This is a genomic window from Capnocytophaga cynodegmi (assembly GCF_002302475.1).
GTDB lineage: Bacteria > Bacteroidota > Bacteroidia > Flavobacteriales > Flavobacteriaceae > Capnocytophaga > Capnocytophaga cynodegmi.
In genome coordinates this window covers 2117976-2137673 of record NZ_CP022378.1, presented here as the reverse complement: position 1 = coordinate 2137673, position 19698 = coordinate 2117976, and the positions used below count along the sequence as shown (strand labels likewise).

The following is a 19698-nucleotide window of genomic DNA, read 5'->3' as shown; positions in this document are numbered from 1 at the left end:
ATGCAAAATGAAAAATTTATTTTTTAAAGTATCCACTGCAATCCTACTTTTAGGAACTGTTGGATGTCAAGAAAAGTTAGATACTGTTTCAGGAGAACATAGTACTGCTGTATACATGACAAAAGATAATCAACTGATTAATATTTCTAACGCTGTTGAAAGTGGTGAAACTTTTATAGAAGTACGCTTATCCAGATTAGCAGAAAACAGTGTAAATATCTCTGTATCAGCCATTGATTTCTTTTCTGAATACAATAAGAAAAATGGTACAGAATATAAAGCCTTACCCTCTTCTGAATATGAGTTATACGAAATTGGAAATCCTAGCAATAAATCCAATAATGGTACTTTGAGTATATCTGTAAAGGGCGGGGATTACTCTTCAAGAATAGGCGTAAAAGTAAAGCCTTTGGATGATAGCGTATATCCTGTTAGTACTAGGTATGCTATTCCACTACGTATTTCGTCTTCTAGTGCAAAGATTCTGTCTAATAAAGATGCTATTATTTCTTTTAACAGACCATACAAAACATCTGTAGCAGAAATAGTTAAGGGACATAATTTTGCTGTGGAATTAGATCCTGAGATTGAATCAACAGATGAGTTTACTGTTCAGGGACAATTTATGTTTTTAAATTGGAATAGTATGCAACACTCTTGGAATCAATCAATGATAAATTTTAAAGGAGGACCAGGGTCAAATTGGTGGTATACACGCGTAAATCCCGATCATTTTCAAGTAAAAGATTTAGATGCAGATGGAGAGGCAACTCACGTGAAACTTGACGTAAAATTAAATGTTTGGTATCAAGTATCATATGTTTATAAAGCAAATAGCTTGAAAGTATATGTAAACGGAGAACTGAAAAAAACATTTTCTAGACCTGGACTAAGAATATCAAAAGGAGAAGGAGCCACAATAACTGTTGCAAACTCAACATTGGCTGATTCTCGTGATTTTAGAATAAGAGAGGTAAGACTTTGGAATAGAGCACTAAGTGAAGCGGAAATTAAAGATAAACTTTATCTACCAGTAAATTCAGATAGTGAAGGATTACTTGTTTACTTACCAATTGATAAGAAAAATGGTTTTAAAGATTTATCTAAACACAAAAACATTGTAAAATTTGGTCGACATGGTAAAAATGTGGATGTTGAAAAAATGGAAGTAAAATGGACAGAGAATGTTAAATTTCCTGCAGAAGGATTAGTCATTGAACCTTAACAACTATTTGAAATGAAAAGTTTTTATTTAAAAATAATATTAGGAGTTTTTATTACAGGAGTGCTAAGCTCCTGTAGTAAAGACAACATTGTAGTTGAAAAAAATAACAGCACTAATTGGGGAATTGACAAAAAGATAATAGATGACGATATTCGCAATCGTATTGGATACGATCCTCGTTTTGAGTATGTTAGCTTTAAAGAAACGGAAATTGACGCACCAATGTTGTCTTTGGGTGAAATTCCTTTAACCGGTCAGAACACATATCAAGTTGTTTTTGAGAAAATTGGAGGAAAAATTTCAGAAGATTTACAAGTAACTATTAATCACGATGCGACTCTTTATGAGAAGATAAAAGGAGATTACTCAGGTTTCGAACTAGGAGACGCCTCGTTAGTGAAAATTCTCCAACCAACTCAAACAATTGCAAAAGGTACAGAATCTACAACTTTTGATCTTACTATTGACAACAACTATAAGTTAGATAAAAAATTTGTTATTCCTTTTTCAGTAAAAATGAATAATGAAAATATTAAAGGGATTGCTAATAAGGATTATTTTGTAGTTAAAATTTTCCCTGAACAAATTCAATTAAAACCAGTGAGTACAGAGTTTGAGAAAACTATATTCCTTAAGGATGGTGCTCTTTCGGCTAATTCAGCAGAAGTAGGGATTACTTTTCGTAGTACTAAGGGAATGTTATCTGGTGTTAAAATAGGTTTGGTTCGCGATGATAGTGTGAATCTACCTGATGGTCAGGTATTAGCACCTAAAGCTATTGAAGGAACACTACCTAAGGTTGATTTTTCAGGAAGTGAACAGACACTAAACTTTAATTTAGATATAAGTAAGTTGAAACCTGAATTAGGAGCTTACGTACTGCCTCTGAGGTGGTTAGTATACGATAGTAATGGTAAATCTTATGAGTTAGACAATAACAAAGTATCTGTTCGTATTGGAGTGAAAAGAAAAGGGTTAGTGCAAAATGAGGAAAATTCACAAGGTTCTCATAATGAACATCCTCTTGGCAAGTTGATAAAGGATAAGTCAAACATTGCTTTTTCTTACTACGATGATACAGATACTGGTAACGATGAAAGAATGTTGGACGGAGATTATAATGAAACAACTTATTTCAAAGGAGGACCTGATCAATATCTTACTTTCATCTTTAATTCTGTAAAAAATATCAAGTCTGTTCGTTTTAAAATGAAAGCCACCCACGGTATGACAAGGTGTTACATATATGGAGCACAAGATGAAGATGGGTATGATTTAAAAGAACAAGGTTGGGCGGATTTTACTGAACAAGGAGAGTTTTATACAATTACTTTTAGAGAAGCAATACCAGTCAAACATCTATATTTTAATAATTTTACCTCAAATACTAGGGGTGGAATGCTTGCTTGGTTTGAAATTTACGAAGTTGACTTCTACGAGGAGTAGAATAACAGATATAATGAGTAAAACTTATTAATCTTTATGAAAGAAAAATGTTTCGCTTATATAGCAGGATTATTATCATTCAAATTGTTAGATAAGCGAAACATTTTCTTTTAGATTTCGCAACAACCTATCAAAAGAGCTTATCTGTATAGTAAAGTTTTTACTTAATCACAAAAGGGTTGCTTTGGTAAGGGTTGAATATATCAAATATCATAAAATTGTCAGACGAAGAAATCGTACGACCTAAAACAATTTACAATGAAGACACATATTTTAAGAACTACAGTTTTATCTCTTTTGTGTGTGGGTTTCTTTAATTCTTGTAATAAAGATGAAATTACAGTTGAAAAGAACAATAGCACTGCTTGGGAGATTGATAAAAAAATAATTGAGGACGATATCCGTAATCGTATTGGATATGATCCACGTGAACAGCAAGTATATTTTCATAAGTCAGAGACGGACTTTCCTATGTTTTCTCTTTCAACACTAACAATTTCTAATGAGAACAGGGTAAGTGCTATTTTGAACTTTACAAATAAGGTTGAGAAAGAGCTGAAAGCCTCTTTAGTATATGACCCTACATTATACGAATCTCTTAAAGAACAATACCCTGATTATGAACTAGGAACAGAGGATTTAGTATCTCTTACACAAGCTGAGGTAACAGTTACTCCAGGAAGTAAAACCGCTAATTTCGAGCTTTTAACACAAAACAGAAGCGATTTTGATAAACAGGTAATACTGCCTTTTTCATTAAAAATAATAGGTGATGATAGTGTTAAAATTCTTAAAGGTAGCGAATTTTTCGTAGTAAAGATTTTCCCTAAAGAAATAACATTAAAAATTAATCATCCTCATATTAATAAAACTGTTAATATAGACGCTGTTACGGGAGAGGCTTCTTTTCAAAATCCAAATGTAAGTTTTACAATCACGTCTGACAAGGGCATTCCTCAAGACATTTCGCTAGGTTTGGTACGTGACGAAGGTGCAATAATTGCACCCGAAGGCATAGAAGGAACGATTGAAAAAGTAACTTTCAAAGATTTAACGGAAGCTGAAATTTCTTTTGAACTACAAAATGCCAATAGCATAACAAGAAGAACTGTTTTACCTCTTAAAGTAGTCATTTATGGTGCAGATGGCAAGGAATACCCTACAGGCTTAAAAACAAGCATACGCCTCTATCCAGAAATAGTATATCCTAAAGATTTTTTAGTAGGCTCTAATTCAATGGAAATTCCTTCTGGCACGAAAATTAGTGGTATTTCTGGACCTTTTGGCAGCTACTTAAACGTAGGTAATAGAGAAGGTTTTGAAAAAATGTCAGATGGAAATGAAAATACTTTTGGCAGTTTCTCAAATGATAATGTTATGTGGGGTGGAGATGAAGAACTAAGATTTAACTTTGTGGCAAACAAAAAAGTAAAAACAATTCGTCTCAAAATGGATCCATCTACTCCTACTGATAAAATAGTTATAAACGTGGGACGTGAACGTATGGGAACAGCTACCTTTAGCTCTACTGATAATTGGTATGTGATTACATTTAAAAGTGCTGTTTCTCTATCAAATCTTACACTGCATGGCTTTACAAGAGGAGGACAAAAATCTTATTTTAGAATCTACGAAATAGAGTTCTACGGAGAGTAGAAAAAATAGAAAAAAAATATTTATGAAAAAATCTCACCTATAGAAATAAACTATTAACATATTTTGCTTCTACAGGTGAGATTTTAATATTACTACGTTTTTTTTGAAAAACTATAGGCTGGATATACCTGATGTATGACTTAAAAAACTACAAAACTACTCATAATAAGATAGTTACAAATAAAGAAATTAAATTTTGAAGGAAGTTTAAGATGTATGCTTTAAAAAAACTACCCCCTTTCCCTTTTAGAACTCTTTTTATTTCAAAGAACCACTATTTTGAAACTACCAAAAACTTTATTTGAGCTAGAATAACAAGGCTAAAACCTTAAAATCTTGTAAAAACTAAACTAGTAAGTTGAGTTTAAATAACTCCAATTCAATATTTTCTTCCTAATACTGTTACAACAAGCAATAGTCGTTGAAAAAATCACTTTCTAAAAAAATAAACTCCTATTTATCAATAAATTACAAAAAAGTTATTTTTTTATACGAAAAAATTTACATTAATTAAGCAAATATATTTACTTTTCACATAAATTAACTACCTTTGTAATGTTAAACCAAACTTCTTTTTTCTATGAAAAATATAGCCTTTATTTTCCTATCTTTAGGATTGATAACTCTTACGAGTTGTAACAAAAAAGAAGCTAAAAAAGAGCTTCCACGCGTTGCTATAGCAGGTATTGCCATTGAATCAAGTACTTTTTCTCCAGCAGTTTCTCGAGAAGACGCCTTTCCTTTGCGTATTGGTGATAGCATTTTCTCATATTATAATTTTTTCGTTCCTGATTCAGGTGTTGTACAACGTGCTAAGTGGTTACCTACTCTGCGTTCACACGCTATGCCTGGAGGTATTGTTGAACGTGAAACTTACGAAAAAATGGTCGCAAAAACCCTTGAAATGCTCAAAGAAGCTCTCCCTATCGACGGCTTATTTTTTGACATCCACGGAGCAATGAGTGTACAAGGATTAGAAGACCCCGAAGGAGATTTAATAGTTCGCATTCGAGAAGTAATTGGCAATGATGTACTTGTATCATCGTGTATGGACCTACACGGAAGTGTTTCTCCTCGATTGGCACAAAATATCGATATGATAACCTGTTATCGACTCGCTCCACACGAAGATGCTATGATTTCAAAAAAACGAGCTTTAACGAATCTTCTCGATAGGCTGGAAAGCGGTAAAGGGAAACCAGCTTATAAGGCTTGGATTCCAGTACCAATCTTACTACCAGGCGAAAAGACAAGTACACGTATTGAACCTGCTAAGAGTTTGTATGGTCAAATCCCAAATCTTATTGATGGTGATAAAGTAATAGATGCTTCAATCTGGATGTCTTACCCTTGGGCTGATGAACCTCGTAATCACGGAGTAGTTATGACATACGGAGATGACAAAGAAGCCGTCGCCAAGGCTGCCGAAACCTTAGCCCAACATTTCTGGAACGTCCGTGAGGATTTTGAGTTTGTAGCCCCAACAGCCTACCTACCCGAATGCATCTCTCAAGCACTAGCTAGTACTGAAAAGCCATTCATTATAAGTGATATGGGCGATAACCCTACCGCTGGAGGAGCGGGTGATGTTACTTGGACATTAACTGAACTTTTAAAACGTCCTGAATTTAAAACTGAAAAGGGGAAAAATCTTATTTATGCTTCTATTCCTGATGCTGAATTCGTAAAACAAGCTGTGAACATTGGTGTTGGCGGAAAAATTGATGCTACAGCTGGAGCAAGAGTTGATAGTCGCTACGCACCACCTGTTCGCATTACGGGTACAATTACCGCAATTAAAAAAGATGAAAAAGATAATACCATTGTAGTAGTTAAAAGCGGAAATATTTCTGTAATCGTTACAGAAAAAAGAAAAGCTTTTCATTTTGAAAGATACTTCACAGAGTTAGGTTTAAATCCGAGAGAAACAGATATTTTAGTTGTAAAAATTGGTTATTTAGTTCCTGAGCTTTACAATATGCGTAAAGGTTGGGTAATGGCTCTTACACCAGGAGGCGTTGATCAAGATTTACTGCGTTTGCCTTATAAAAACGTTCAACGTCCAATATACCCACTCGATGCTGATATGCCAGAGCCTAATCTAAAAGCTCGTTTTGTTCCTCTAGCCACCGATCCTGCGAAGACAAAACTGTAAAAAATATTACAATTCACTTTCTAAAGATGAAATTCGGGTAAGAAAATTTCTTATCCGAATTTTTTGTTAAATAATATGCTAAAAAAATGATAATGTTTTAAATAACAAAAATCATTCTCATTAAACAACAGAATAATCAAACATTTGATTTAAAATACATTACAAATTAAATATAACTAAATAGTTGCAATTTGTTATATTTATAAAACTTTAAAAAAGTTAAATTTCTTTTCTATTAACATAATTTTTTTTATTTTCGACAAAGTTTATTTGTTATTATTAACCAAATTTAGAACAGTATGAAAAGAAAGCTTTTAATGATGTTTGTACTTGTTATGGGAGTTTTCACACATCCGCTACTTGCACAAACGCGTACAGTTATGGGTACTGTTACCGACGAAGCAGGAATTCCGTTGTCAGGAGTTGGGATTATGATTAAAAACACAACTCAAGGCGTAACAACTGATTTTGATGGTAAGTATTCCATTCAGGCAAAGCAGGGCGATGTTCTTGTGTTTAGTTACATCGGTTTTTCTACCCAAGAAAAGGTTGTCAAAAGTAGCAGTAATTCACTAACAATGAATATTGTACTAAAAGAAGACACTCAGCAATTGGGAGAAGTTGTAGTTACAGCTTTAGGAATTAAACGAAGTGAAAAAGCTTTGGGATATGCTTTACAAGAGGTTGATGGTTCAAAATTGCTTGAATCACGTGATGCGAATGTTACCAACGCTCTTTCGGGTAAAGTTTCTGGTTTACAGATAGTAAAAGGTGCAGGAGGTATGGCAGGTTCTTCTAAAATCATTCTAAGGGGGCAAAATTCCCTCACGGGGGATAACCAACCATTAGTAGTTATTGATGGTGTACCCATAGATAATAAGGCAAGTGGAGCTGCTGATATTTGGGGTAACTCAGGAATGGATATGGGAAATGGACTACAAGACATTAATCCTGAAGACATTGAATCTGTTTCTGTACTAAAAGGAGCTTCGGCTGCGGCACTCTATGGTTCACGTGCAGGAAATGGAGTTATTCTAATAACCACCAAATCAGGCAAACAACAACAAGGCTTAGGTATCACAATTTCAAGCACCATCGCCACAGAAGATATTTTTGTCAGACCTAAGTTACAAAATAGTTTTGCTCAGGGAAGAGACGAAATTTACGACCCAAAAACTACACTTAATTGGGGACCTAAAATTGAAGGGCAAATCGTAACTAATTGGGATAATAAACAAGTTAAGTTGGATACCTACGATAATATTGGGAATTTCTTCCGTACTGGAATCACTTCCACACAAGCAATTACGTTCCAACAGCAAATTGAAAAGACATCCGTCTATGCATCACTTAACTATATGGATAACAGCAGCATTGTACCTGAAACTGAACTTAACAGAACTTCAGCAACTTTGCGTACCTCTACCAACTTAGGTAAAAGCGACCGATGGAAACTTGATTTTAAAATCAATTATGTGAATACTGTTGCAAATAATCGTCCTATACAAGGGTTGAACCAATCAAACGTGTACAAAACTCTTAATATCTTCCCTCAAACACTTGATATTCGAGAGTTTAACCCGCCTATAGTGAACGAAAAACAAGTATGGTACGACACTCAAACTCTACCTGATGATAATCCTTGGTGGACATTAAAATATAACAGAAATAATGATGTTCGTAACCGCTATATAAGTTTTGCTTCATTGAGTTACGAGTTTACTAATTGGTTAAAAGGAGAAGTTAAAGGAGGAATGGATTACTACAATACTAAAATGTTCCATCGTAAGCATTCAGGAAGTCTGTCCGTCCCAAAAAATGGATTCTATTCCGAAGGTTCTAAAGAATTTATCGAGAAAAACCTTAGCTTTTTGTTCATTGCACAGAAAAATGATTTGCTTAAAGACCTCAGCGGAAGCCTTACATTTGGAGGAAACTTGATGTCACAACAAACGTCAGAAATGAGTGCCTCTTCAGGTGATTTACTTCTTCCAAACATATTTTCATTAAATAATGGTAAGGAAAAACCAGTAGTCAATTCGCTTCTTACTGAACGAAAAATGAATTCACTCTATGGCTCTGCTCAAATTGGGTGGAAAAATAGTCTTTACCTTGACGCTACTTTCCGCAATGACTGGTCTTCAACGATGAGCGTTGAAAATCGTTCATACTTCTACCCTTCTGTTAGCTTTTCAGGCGTTTTTTCTGAATTATTATCTCTACCTGAGTGGATTACTTTTGCCAAATTAAGAGCCTCATATGCTGAAGTTGGAAATGATTTAGAGCCACATATGCTTTATAACAGCTATTCTGTGAGTAAAGATTTCTGGGGAACGCCCACAATTTCAACAAAAGAAATACTCTATGATAGTTCCGTTAGAAGTGAATTGGTAAAATCATACGAGGCTGGTATTGATTTGCGTTTCTTTAACAATCGCTTAAAACTTGATGCTGCTGTGTATCAAACCAATTCCACTCGGCAATTATTACGCTTACCAATGGATGAAACAAGTGGATATAAATTTAGAATTATCAATGCTGGAAATATTGAAAATAAAGGAGTTGAAGTTTCTTTAGGAGTAGGAATACTCAACAACCCAAAAGGATTAAATTGGGATACTTCGGTAAATTTCTCCAAAAACAAAAATAAAATTATTGACCTTTATACTGACGTAAACTCTTATGATCTTCTAACAGTTGATGAAATCACTGTTCTTGCCGAAAAAGACAAAGAATACGGAGCTATTTATGGTTCAAAAATCCGAAGAGTGAATGATGTAAATAGTCCTCATCACGGAAAAATGATTCTCAATAGTGAAGGACTTCCACAACGTGACCAAGTGGCTTTACACTACCTCGGACACCAACAACCTGATTTTATGCTGGGGGTTAGTAATAGTTTCTCTTGGAAGGGCTTTAATCTTGATTTTCTTGTTGATGCTCGTGTAGGTGGAAAAATATTTTCAATGACCAGAAACTTACTTACAGGTTACGGAATGGCTGCCGAGACAGCTCCAGGAGGAGCCCGAGAACCTTTTGTTGTTGAAGGAGTTATTGCAAATGCCTCAGGAGGATACGATGTAAACACAAAAGAAGTAACTCCTCAAAGATATTGGGGTGCCTTAGCTCAAAATAATATTGGAATTACCGAAGCTAATATTTACGATGCTACCTCTGTGCGATTGAGAACATTAACTTTAGGATATAACATCAATAAAAAACATTTGGAAAGAATGCACATCCAAAGTTTGAAATGTTCTTTTACAGCTAATAATCTTTGGCTTATCCACACAGATATACCTGGAATCGACCCCGAATCAGTTTCAGGAACAGGAACAAACGTAACAGCCTTAGAGTTTGGAGCTCCACCTACAACAAGGTCATTTACTTTTAATATCACTATCGGACTTTAAAATTCAAATAGTAAGGTTATGAAAAAAATAATTTCAAAAATAACAATCATAGTATCCATTGCTTTGTTCTGGCAATCTTGCTCAGATTTTGAAGATATAAACAAAGACCATAATGCTGCTGACCGAAACTCAGTTTTAGTAGAAGGACTTTTTAACGCTTCTGTTGCTGATGCTCAGCTCAGTTGGTGGAATCGGGATATTCTTTTTCATCGTACGTGGTTATGGGGGGCTCGTTACACCTATCGACCTATTCACGGACCACAGGTATTGCAAGACCAAAACAACTATATGACTGATTATTGGGGATCATTAGCTCAGTGGATTTACAATGCCAGTCAAGCCATTGAAATTGGTGAAGAACGTATTGCTTCAGGAGTGAATGCTTCTGCTGCAACGAATAATTACGTCCAAATGGCTCGTGTGTATCGTGCTTACTTATTTTCGGAAGCTGCTGATATGTTTGGTCCATATCCTGCTAAAAATGGATTCAAAGGCAGGGTCGCAGAATACAATAGTGTTGAGGAAATTTATAGTTATATTGAAGATGAACTCAAATTAGCTGTAAGTAAATTTGATGAAAATGCAACTATCAAAAATGATGCATTCGATGCTTTTTATGCAGGAGACATCAAAGCGTGGAAAAAATATGCTAACTCCTTGCGTTTACGTTGTGCAATGCGTTTTTCAAATGTGGGCGATGTAGGCAAAACTCGTTTTGAAAATATCATACGAGAGGTGGGCGACGTTAGCGGATTTATTTCAGAAAATATTGATAACGCTTCCGTAGCTCAATCTGATATTGCTGACTTAGAAAATCCTGCCGGTTCTATTTTTGCACTGAGTTACATCGGAATGGAAATCACCTCAACACTTACTAACATTGGTTTTGGACTAGGTGGCATTTCTATTCGTGAAATGGCAAAACACCCTGGCACATCAGCTTACGGACTGCCCGATGAGGCTCTCAATAATCATTTACGTTCACCTAACGAATATTTAGGATTATATATGCCAGAGGTACTTCCTACCAAAACAAATATAGAATCTGCTGGATATTTGTACGATTATATTCCTTCTGAAATTGACCCACGTATTTTGGTAAATTATCACATACCTGGGCATCACGATGGTTTGGTAAATTTCTACGAAAAACGAGACAAAGATGCTGAACAAGAAGGAAAAAATTATCAAGAAATTGAAGTTCCAAGTGGTTCGGGAAACAAAATTAGCACCAAATATACTTTCTCTTCATTTACTTGTGGTGATTTGACAGGAAAAGGTGATGTTATCCGAAGTTTTCGCATTGCTTTAGGACGATTACCTGCTATTAGCAAACAATACAGAGGTGGAAATCTCAGACGTGTATATTTCGGAGCTTGGGAAACTTATTTCCTTCTTGCTGAAGCTGCCCATTATGGTTGGCAAACAGGCAAAACCGCAAAAGAATGGTATGAATTAGGCGTAAAAACAAGTTTTGAATATCATAAAATAGGACTTTACGCAGATGAATATTTACAAAGTGAAAGTTACAATCGTATAGGAACTTCAGCTAAGTTTGATCATACTACTGAAATTAGTAGCACTCAACTAAAGCGTAAAATTCATTCATCAAAAGCTGAGGAAACCATAACTTACAATTATCCAAAAGGGGTACATCCTACCAACAATGATGTGCTTTCAAAAATTATGACTCAAAAGTACATAGCTCAGAATCCGTGGCAACCTTTCGAAGTTACCAACGATTACCGCAGGACAGGATTACCCTTCTTTGAAAATCCGTTTTTAGAAGGATTATTACCTTTTATGCCCTTCTATACCGATGCCACAAAAGCGGATATCAAAAATGTATATCGTAGAGTGCGTTATCCTATCAATCTAAAAACAAAAAATCCAGCGGGATACAAACAAGCTTTGCAATTGCTCGGTGGGGAAGACAAACCAGAAACACCACTCATTTGGCAGAAAAAATAATCTTTTATCTTTTGAATAAAAACAACCCCATTAGTTCGAAACTAATGGGGTTGTTTTTATTAAACTTTTTTGAGAAGTTGTTTTAATTTTTCTTTACCACTGAGATTACCGTACGAAGCACTCGGAGTATTCCACCAAGCACAAGACGGGTGCGGAAGCACTTCCGATTTGTTAAACAAAGAAGTATCTTTACAGACATTACAAAAAGTTTCATAAGCCTTTTTACTCACAAAAATAATCCATTGGGGTTGCAACTGCTTATACAATTCCGTTAGGTGCAGATAGGAAATCTTTGCATCTAAATCATTTACTACAATACTCCCACCACAAACCTCAGCCGGACGTAAAAAATAATTACTAAAAGCCACAAACTCCAACGCACTTCGGTAATCACCTCTGCGAAATACCTCGCCATACACATTGCCAATATTACGATAAATACTATGCGATTTGTTTTTAAAATCACTGGCAATAACATCATTACAGATGATTTGTGCCGTGTTTAAATATGCTAAAGCCTCTGGCGTAAAACCATAACTTGCTGTGCTTTGTGAGTACCACTCTGCCCCAATACGGTTATCATACGCACTTGGTAAATAATGACTTTCCCCCACAAACAACACTTTGCAAGGAGCATTACGATAGTGCTTACCTATAAAAGGCGAAAGCTCAGGGTGAAGGGAGAGAATATTCATTTGTCTATTTATTGATAATTTCTATAAAATCTATATACTCAGTATCTAACTTACTAATAGCTTCAGAAAATTGTTTATTTTCATTTTCTAAATTGATAATTTCTATTTTTTGTTTATCTAATTCAGACATTTTTGTATCGTAGCTATTCCGTAAATATTCACTCAACCTTTCCTTTAATTCTTTTACCATATCACCAACGAAACTCCTTATTTCGTTATTAAATTTGTTTTTAGCAATATCAATTTCCTTACGCTGTTTATCTTCTTTATTTTTCTGCCAAATATCCATTCCTATACCTACAACGGATAGTGCTACTCCTCCCACTTTAGCCCACTTTCCTATTTGCCCAGCCATTTTAACCGCTCCCCAAGGCTTAAATTTATGACCAAAGAATTTTCCTACTTGATAAACTCCCTTATGCAAATTACTACCACTCGTTGCCCTAAGTCCATTAAGTGCTGTATTTCCTACAGATTGTTTGACAATTTCACCACTTCCTTTCTGTAAAAAATTAATAATTTTTTTTTGTTTTTCTAAACTATTTTTTTGACTAATACTAAGATTGGGAACATTTAATTTTACGTCTATTGATTTCTGATATTCTAATACCGCCTCTTTGTTCTCAAAATTTTCCAACTCGCGTATCAATTCCTCTTCCTCTTCTTTAATCAGTTTTTCAATCTTGTCAGAAACTTCATTTATTTTCTCACTAACAAACCTCTCATAGCCTTCTTGTTCTCTTTTAAAAGTTTCCTCATCTGATTCTTCCACATGGTCAGAAAGTTCATATCCTCTGTTTTTAACTTCTTGTTCAAATTCAGAAATAAGCAAATCGACTTTCCTTTCTATATTTTTTTTACTCGTTTTAATTCTTCTTACCCCTTGTTCCAACAATATCTGTAAGTTAGGGTCAAAATTAGATAATGCAACATCTGCAATACTACTTTTTAGTAGCCTTATGGGAGAATCAAATTGTTTTTTTATCAGTCCCTTTTTATTAACAAACTTATTGAGCGTATAAATAAATTTATTGAAATTACTTAATTCAACAAACTCATCATCATTGTCCTCTATCCCTTCTATGTAATCAGCTGCATCAATAAATACAATGTCAAAATCAAAATCATACCCTCGTTCCTTAAAGATTGATTTTATAGAGCTTGTATAGTTTTGTTCTAACTCGGCAAACCCTCCTTTCTCCATTGACATTTTATTCACAGCAATAAGCATCTTATCTTTTAGGGCTTGATTGTATGCCAAATCTATGAAGTTTTCAAATATTATATCATCAAACAACTGACTGGTAATAACATAAACTATCAAATCTGATTTCTTAAGCGCCTCTTTTGTTCCTTCATCGTGATGCTCCACCTTTCCTGCCAGTATACCTGGCGTATCAAGCAGAACTATATTATTCCAACGATATTCCGAAACTTTATCAGTTGCAACATTGGCATCAATTTTAATATCCCTATTACCTGTTATTGCTGAAATTATAGTTGATTTACCTGAGCTATATTGCCCCACGAAAGCAACCCTTAAATCTGTCCTATTATTTAACTCGGCAATCTCTGTTTTCAATCTTTCTTTTAACTCTTGACTATTGGTGTCGTCTAAGATTTTATAAGTTTTATTAATTAAATCTTGTAATCTGTTACTAAGTTCAGCTATTTCTATTTTCTTATTCATCATACACCTATATTTTTACCATTTCTACACTAGTTTGTAATACCTTTTTTATTTCTTGCTTTTGTTTTTCCTTTATATACATTGTGGTTTGGATTTTTAATAAATCCTTTTTATAATCCCTCAATATTTTAAATTGTTCTTTTGAAAAAATATTATCCTCATTCTTTGCTAAGTTAAAATGCTCTAAAATTCTATAAACAAACATTTTATTTAATTCTACATATGCTTCTTGAGATGCAGTTTGTATTGATTTTAGGACTTCTATGATATCAGTAATTCCTTCAATGAGATAATCCAACTTCATATTAAGTTGTTTTTCTACTTCTTGTACATTAGAAGTAAAAACTTTTACAATTTCATCTTTGGTCTTCCTTTGATTTTCCTCAATGTAAGGTAAAATACCGTCAATTAACTTTTGTTTTGCTTTTTTTTCTCTTTTTTGCTTACTATCAAAAAGATTACTAATTAATCCTAAAACAATAACACCTGCCAACACCCACCCTCCTGGATTCCAAATATTTGTTAGAGCTAGAGCTCCTAAAGCTACACCTATTCCCCTTATTGTCAAATTATATGCAAACTTATAGTCTGTTGTATCTCTTGCTTTTATATTAAAGTTGAAAGAATAACTCACTATCATAGAAATATCATCAAAGACTTCTTCTATACGGTCTTTTATCCTTTGAGAGAATTCTACCATTTTGCTTTCTACCTCTTGTTTTAAGTTGGTATAATATTTTTTATCTTCCATAAATCTTTTCCAATCATCAGAAATAGTTTTACTATTAAAATGGTTTTCAGCAAAAACAGATTTTAGATCTCCTTTTATTTGATTATGTGTATTTTGAACTAACTTATTTAATTCCTCATTTGTGCTTAACTTTTCCTTATTAATAATAGTATTCAAATGTTTTTTATTGTTCTTCAGAGCTCTCAACAACTTCTCTGCCCGAATGATGTCATTATTGATATCATTGTTAATTTTAGCAACATAATAATTGGCTCCATCAATTATATTTTGACTTTTTTTCAAATTCCCAGTACGAAAAATAGTTTGTTTTACTTTCGTGATGTATTCATCAATATTTGAACCTATATGCAATTTTTTTGTTTCTTCGGATGAAAAGTTATTTTCTGTTGCATTCATTGACATTTGGGCTGCCAAAAGCTGGATTGGTATCACCTCAATAAAATCTGAATTGTAATTATTTTTCTGAATCATTTCGTGGATTCTATCAATATGCCCTTTAATGCTTTTGTTTCCAGTTTCTTCTTTCCATTGAGTCGGATTTTCCAGAAACTTTCTTAATCTGAGTTTATGCTCAAGATCATTTTTACAATTTAGAATAATAAAAATAGGTTTATTTTTTTCTTTCAATTCTGAAAGAAAATTGAACTCTGTTTCTTGTATTGCATCATTTGTAACCACATAACAGATTAAATCTGCCTCATCAACAATTTTTCTTGCCGTTTCTGTATCTGTCTTCCCGCCTGGTGCTCCTATTCCGGGAGTATCAACAATCCGAATGTTTTCCCAATTAAAAACACGATTGTAACGAGTTGTTCTAAGCTTACCTACACCTATATCATCTGTATCTTCTCCTGTAACTACTCTATGAAAAGTACTTTTTCCTGCCTTAGTTCTTCCCATAAAAGCTATTGTAAAATAATCAACTGTTCGCTTCTTTTTGTTAATCATCTCCAAGTTTGAAAAAAGCATATTAGTCATATCTTTCTCTAACTTGGTATTAATATCATTCACAAAATCATAAAGTTCTTCAGATTCTTTATCATTTCTTCTATTTTCAGCAATTTTTTGAAATGCATCTTTGATTTTTGTTATGTTACCTGCGATATCAGCATTTAAAAAATAAAGTTTATTTTCTGTAAATAGTAAGTCCTCCTTGGCTTTTTTTGCCATAGCACGTACTCTATTTACAAAACTTTTACCTCGTAGTAGAGATGTTTCATATTTATCATCTCTATTTATTTCATAAAGTACTCCGTAAAAAGCTTGTTTTATATTTTCTAACCAATTTTGTTGAGTTTCCTTATATTTATCATCTAATGAAGATCCTATTTGTTCTTGTATAGAAACAATTTGCTCCTTAGGAAAACTCAATGCTATAATTAGTTCTTCTATAAATATTACTTCTTTGGGATGATAAAATTTATCTGCATATACCATTTTGAATAGTTTTTCAAAAAGGTCTTTTTTTTGCTCAAAATTAGCTTTTTTATATTCATCAATCAATTTTTCCAATGATACCTTATCGGCAGCATCAGATAAAATTTTTGAGTGTTCTTTAGCAATATCTTCACTTGGAGAAAAAATTTTCTTTTGATTCTCTACTTCATTAATATCAATCTCTTCATCTGCAATAATGCAATATGTACAAATTAAATAGGCTACATCTTGTAGAATCATTATGGAATGAATTTAAAAGCTAATAAAATAACTTGAAATAATAAAATAATGAAAAGTAATATTTTTAGAGTAAAATTTTCCTTTTTAAATACTGCAAATTTTCCTTGTTGTTCCCTCTCAAAAGAAAACATTCTTTCTTGCTGTTCCACACTAATTTTATGAAACTTTTCGTATAGATTTTCGTATCGCAAATTTAAGTTTTCTATAAAGTTTCTATTTTTATCGAATAATTGCTGAATTTTTATTTCATTTTTTTTTGCATTAGAATAAAAATTTTGCAACTCCTCAATCAGTTTTTTGGAGTTATCCTTGTGTATAACTGTCAAATCATTTAGTTCTTTAATAGACTCAAGCTCTTTAATAAGCTCACTAAATGCCATCTCTAACTCCAATGTATCTATTTTATGCTCCATATATCTACTTTTAATTAATTTTCACTACTTCCATTGCTGTCTTTGCTGAAAGCCAAATGGGGCTTAGGTCAATTCCGTAAATACGTGCAAAGGCTTCTTTTACTAATACGCCCCCATTTACCGAAACGGGGTTTGTGGTGGTAGGCGTTGTTACATCAACGTTCATTCCTTGTTCAAGGCGAATACCATTGGTGGTCATACTCCTCTTGATTGTTACTCTATATAACGGCATAATTAATTGGTTTATAAAAGGATTTCCCTTTGGTTATTATTTGCTTATTGTATAAATTATTCTTCATCTTGGTAATATTCAATTTCTTGTATCCTTTTGCTAATTATTTGTTTATTACGTTGTTGTTTGAAAATCATTTCTTGTATCCAATTATCTTGGTCATCGTATTCGTATTTAGTAAGTTCTTCTTTCCATTTTCCTGTATTTTGTTTTTTCCTTTCAGATACTTCTATCAGCTTTCCTTTTTCATCATATCTCCAAGTTTCTTCACTCGAAATATTTCCATTAGTATACCTAACTCTTTCTATTGTGGTTCTGTTGTTTTCATATGTGAATTTACTAAAAGCTTCTTGCCATTTTTTTCTATCTTGTCTTCCCTCATATCTTTCCATTTTATTTCCTTGACTGTCATATTTCCAAGTTTTTTTGAAGTCAATTTTTCCATTTCTATTATACCTGATTTCTTCTATTAAGTTTCCTTGATTATCATATTTCCAAGTTTCTTTCTTAGAAATGCTTCCTTTACTATTATATCTAACCTCCTCTATCAAGTTTCCTTTATCGTCATATTTCAAGTTTTTTTTGAAATCAATTTTTTCATTTTTATTATACCAAATATTTTCTATTTCATTTCCTTTATCATCATATTTCCAAGTTTTTTTCTCAGAAATGATACCTTTACTATTATATCTAACCTCCTCTATCAAGTTTCCTTTATCGTCATATTTCAAGGTTGTTTTGAAACCAATTTTTCTGTTGCCCCTATACCAAATTTCTTCTATTTTATTTCCTTTATCGTCATATTTCCGAGTTTCTTTGAAGTCAATTTTTCCATTTCTATTATACCTGATTTCTTCTATTAATTTCTCGTGTTCGTTGTAGTACCTTTCTACATTAAAAGTCTTTCCAAATTTGTATTTATACCAGATGGTTTTTACTAAATTTCCTCGTTCTCCTACTTCTTTGTATATACGTTTTTCTTTTCTTGACACTGTTTCATCTTCATACCTAATATATTCTATTAACTCTTCTTTTTCATTGTATTTCCAAATGGATTTCGTTGAAGAACTATTAATATTCCAAATTTCTTCTATTAGTTTTCCTTTCTCATTATATTTATAAGTAGTGTAGTAAAAAGAATGTACACCTTTATAATAATAATAATCACTATTATTTTCTAATAAATTGCCTTGTTCATCGTATTTGCAAGTTTCTTTACTCGAAATGCTTCCATCTTCCTCATAAAAAATCTTTTCTATTTTTCTTCCTTGTGGATTATAAACATCTTCATAACTAATTTTTTGTGGTAAGTTGCTCTTTGGGTCGTAATTTTCAATTTTATAACCTATTACACGTTTTACCCTGCCTTTTAAATTGTCTTGTTCCAAATCAGTTTTTGTTTCCATTACTTAAAACTTTAATTGTTAAACATTTTTTTATTATGTGGCAAAAATAAAAACACTATATGCCAAACCACAGCATATCTTTTAACTTTTTTCTTTTTTATTGTTATATCAATTGTATATAATACTAATATAGCCAGAGAAAAGGATAGTTTATTCAAAATTTTAGTAAATCTAGTCCCTTTTTGGGGTATTTTTACCAAAATTTTGGCAGAATTATCCCTTTCAACCGCTACATTTACCATAGTAAGGGATAAACTAACTTTTGAAAGGGATATTATTACCTAACTTTCCGTTGGTGGGGTGGTCTGTGAGGGTTCTTGAGGTGGTGTTTGCTCCTTATTTCCTCTTTTAAAGTGTTTACGAAGCTCGGCAAGAATGGTTACTGCACTCGGAATATTCTGAGCAGCAAGGAATTTGATATATTTATAGTATAACAAACCTACTACATAATTGTCCGTATCTGCCAAAGTACGAGTATCTGTAAGCATCTCCAAAATACGATTTACTTTTCGTAAAGGCTCAGTCATTTGCGAACTAAGCCTATAATCACGGTCAAATTCTGCCTTATCAATCGTAGTTGGGATTGTATCAGGAGCTTGTTCCATATTCACTTTTACCTTTTCGATAAACATTTTGTTATAATCAGCGACATTTCCATACTGACGGCGTTCATCAGGTGTTAAATTAACCGCTTTCTTTTCAAGCAATTCAATAATTACATTTAGTGCGTCATCAATTTTCTTCATTTCTTCAGAAGAAAACTCCATTGAGATTAGATTATTTTTGTTCATTATGTAAAAATTTTAAAAAATTAAATATCTAAAAACAAAAAAAATCAGAAACAACAACCTCCTAAGATGCTGTTATTTCTGATTTTTAACAATATTCGTCTTGCAACAAAGACGAGTGTAATACTATTTAGTGTATAAGCTGTGCTTTGCTGTGCTAATATACATAATAATATACTG

The 19698-nt window shown here is 33.1% G+C and carries 13 protein-coding genes; 6 read left to right on the top strand and 7 right to left on the bottom strand.

The annotated features are described in order from the left end of the window. Positions 1-7: 7 nt before the first annotated feature. The 6 genes from CGC48_RS09520 to CGC48_RS09495 all read left to right on the top strand — a co-directional run bounded on the left by CGC48_RS09520 (position 8) and on the right by CGC48_RS09495 (position 11866). Positions 8-1225, top strand: coding sequence for a DUF1735 and LamG domain-containing protein (locus CGC48_RS09520; RefSeq protein WP_098029379.1), 1218 nt, complete (start codon positions 8-10; stop codon positions 1223-1225). Between the two features lie 12 nt (positions 1226-1237). Then, the gene (locus CGC48_RS09515; protein WP_098029378.1) at positions 1238-2671 is read left to right on the top strand and encodes a BT_3987 domain-containing protein; all 1434 of its coding nucleotides are present in this window, start codon (positions 1238-1240) and stop codon (positions 2669-2671) included. A gap of 258 nt (positions 2672-2929) precedes the next feature. After that, complete coding sequence (locus CGC48_RS09510; protein WP_098029377.1) at positions 2930-4327, top strand: BT_3987 domain-containing protein; 1398 nt, start codon at positions 2930-2932, stop codon at positions 4325-4327. 580 nt (positions 4328-4907) lie between these two features. Beyond that, positions 4908-6482, top strand: coding sequence for a M81 family metallopeptidase (locus CGC48_RS09505; RefSeq protein WP_098029376.1), 1575 nt, complete (start codon positions 4908-4910; stop codon positions 6480-6482). Positions 6483-6781: 299 nt separating this feature from the next. Beyond that, complete coding sequence (locus CGC48_RS09500; RefSeq protein ID WP_098029375.1) at positions 6782-9895, top strand: SusC/RagA family TonB-linked outer membrane protein; 3114 nt, start codon at positions 6782-6784, stop codon at positions 9893-9895. 18 nt (positions 9896-9913) lie between these two features. Next, positions 9914-11866: a SusD/RagB family nutrient-binding outer membrane lipoprotein gene (locus tag CGC48_RS09495; RefSeq protein ID WP_098029374.1), complete on the top strand. Its 1953-nt coding sequence runs from the start codon at positions 9914-9916 to the stop codon at positions 11864-11866. Between the two features lie 59 nt (positions 11867-11925). Here the strand turns inward: CGC48_RS09495 and CGC48_RS09490 are convergent, their stop codons facing one another. The 7 genes from CGC48_RS09490 to CGC48_RS09455 form a co-directional block, all read right to left on the bottom strand. Beyond that, on the bottom strand, positions 11926-12561 hold the full coding sequence (locus CGC48_RS09490; protein WP_098029373.1) for a hypothetical protein: 636 nt from the start codon (positions 12559-12561) through the stop codon (positions 11926-11928). A 4-nt stretch (positions 12562-12565) separates the two neighbouring features. Beyond that, positions 12566-14254 (bottom strand): GTPase, encoded by a 1689-nt coding sequence (locus tag CGC48_RS09485; protein ID WP_098029372.1) that lies wholly within the window; start codon positions 14252-14254, stop codon positions 12566-12568. Between the two features lie 4 nt (positions 14255-14258). After that, positions 14259-16679, bottom strand: a complete 2421-nt coding sequence (locus tag CGC48_RS09480) for a GTPase (protein ID WP_098029371.1) — start codon at positions 16677-16679, stop codon at positions 14259-14261. Beyond that, positions 16679-17092 (bottom strand): hypothetical protein, encoded by a 414-nt coding sequence (locus CGC48_RS09475; protein WP_098029370.1) that lies wholly within the window; start codon positions 17090-17092, stop codon positions 16679-16681. Before CGC48_RS09475 ends, CGC48_RS09480 begins: the two co-directional genes overlap by 1 nt. A 10-nt stretch (positions 17093-17102) precedes the next feature. Further along, a complete protein-coding gene (locus tag CGC48_RS09470) occupies positions 17103-17324 on the bottom strand; it encodes a DUF6140 family protein (protein WP_098029369.1) in 222 nt (73 codons plus the stop codon). A 56-nt stretch (positions 17325-17380) separates the two neighbouring features. Continuing rightward, positions 17381-18730 carry an RHS repeat domain-containing protein gene (locus tag CGC48_RS09465; RefSeq protein WP_098029368.1) on the bottom strand — a complete coding sequence of 450 codons (1350 nt, stop codon included), beginning with the start codon at positions 18728-18730 and terminating at the stop codon, positions 17381-17383. 281 nt (positions 18731-19011) lie between these two features. After that, the gene (locus CGC48_RS09455; RefSeq protein ID WP_098029366.1) at positions 19012-19521 is read right to left on the bottom strand and encodes a hypothetical protein; all 510 of its coding nucleotides are present in this window, start codon (positions 19519-19521) and stop codon (positions 19012-19014) included. Between the last annotated feature and the right edge of the window lie 177 nt (positions 19522-19698).

Bases quoted from the DNA above. Each gene is read 5' to 3' on its own strand.
- CGC48_RS09520 (WP_098029379.1), top strand. From the start codon at position 8: ATGAAAAATTTATTTTTTAAAGTATCCACTGCAATCCTACTTTTAGGA.
- CGC48_RS09515 (WP_098029378.1), top strand. From the start codon at position 1,238: ATGAAAAGTTTTTATTTAAAAATAATATTAGGAGTTTTTATTACAGGA.
- CGC48_RS09510 (WP_098029377.1), top strand. From the start codon at position 2,930: ATGAAGACACATATTTTAAGAACTACAGTTTTATCTCTTTTGTGTGTG.
- CGC48_RS09505 (WP_098029376.1), top strand. From the start codon at position 4,908: ATGAAAAATATAGCCTTTATTTTCCTATCTTTAGGATTGATAACTCTT.
- CGC48_RS09500 (WP_098029375.1), top strand. From the start codon at position 6,782: ATGAAAAGAAAGCTTTTAATGATGTTTGTACTTGTTATGGGAGTTTTC.
- CGC48_RS09495 (WP_098029374.1), top strand. From the start codon at position 9,914: ATGAAAAAAATAATTTCAAAAATAACAATCATAGTATCCATTGCTTTG.
- CGC48_RS09490 (WP_098029373.1), bottom strand. From the start codon at position 12,561: ATGAATATTCTCTCCCTTCACCCTGAGCTTTCGCCTTTTATAGGTAAG.
- CGC48_RS09485 (WP_098029372.1), bottom strand. From the start codon at position 14,254: ATGATGAATAAGAAAATAGAAATAGCTGAACTTAGTAACAGATTACAA.
- CGC48_RS09480 (WP_098029371.1), bottom strand. From the start codon at position 16,679: ATGATTCTACAAGATGTAGCCTATTTAATTTGTACATATTGCATTATT.
- CGC48_RS09475 (WP_098029370.1), bottom strand. From the start codon at position 17,092: ATGGAGCATAAAATAGATACATTGGAGTTAGAGATGGCATTTAGTGAG.
- CGC48_RS09470 (WP_098029369.1), bottom strand. From the start codon at position 17,324: ATGCCGTTATATAGAGTAACAATCAAGAGGAGTATGACCACCAATGGT.
- CGC48_RS09465 (WP_098029368.1), bottom strand. From the start codon at position 18,730: ATGGAAACAAAAACTGATTTGGAACAAGACAATTTAAAAGGCAGGGTA.
- CGC48_RS09455 (WP_098029366.1), bottom strand. From the start codon at position 19,521: ATGAACAAAAATAATCTAATCTCAATGGAGTTTTCTTCTGAAGAAATG.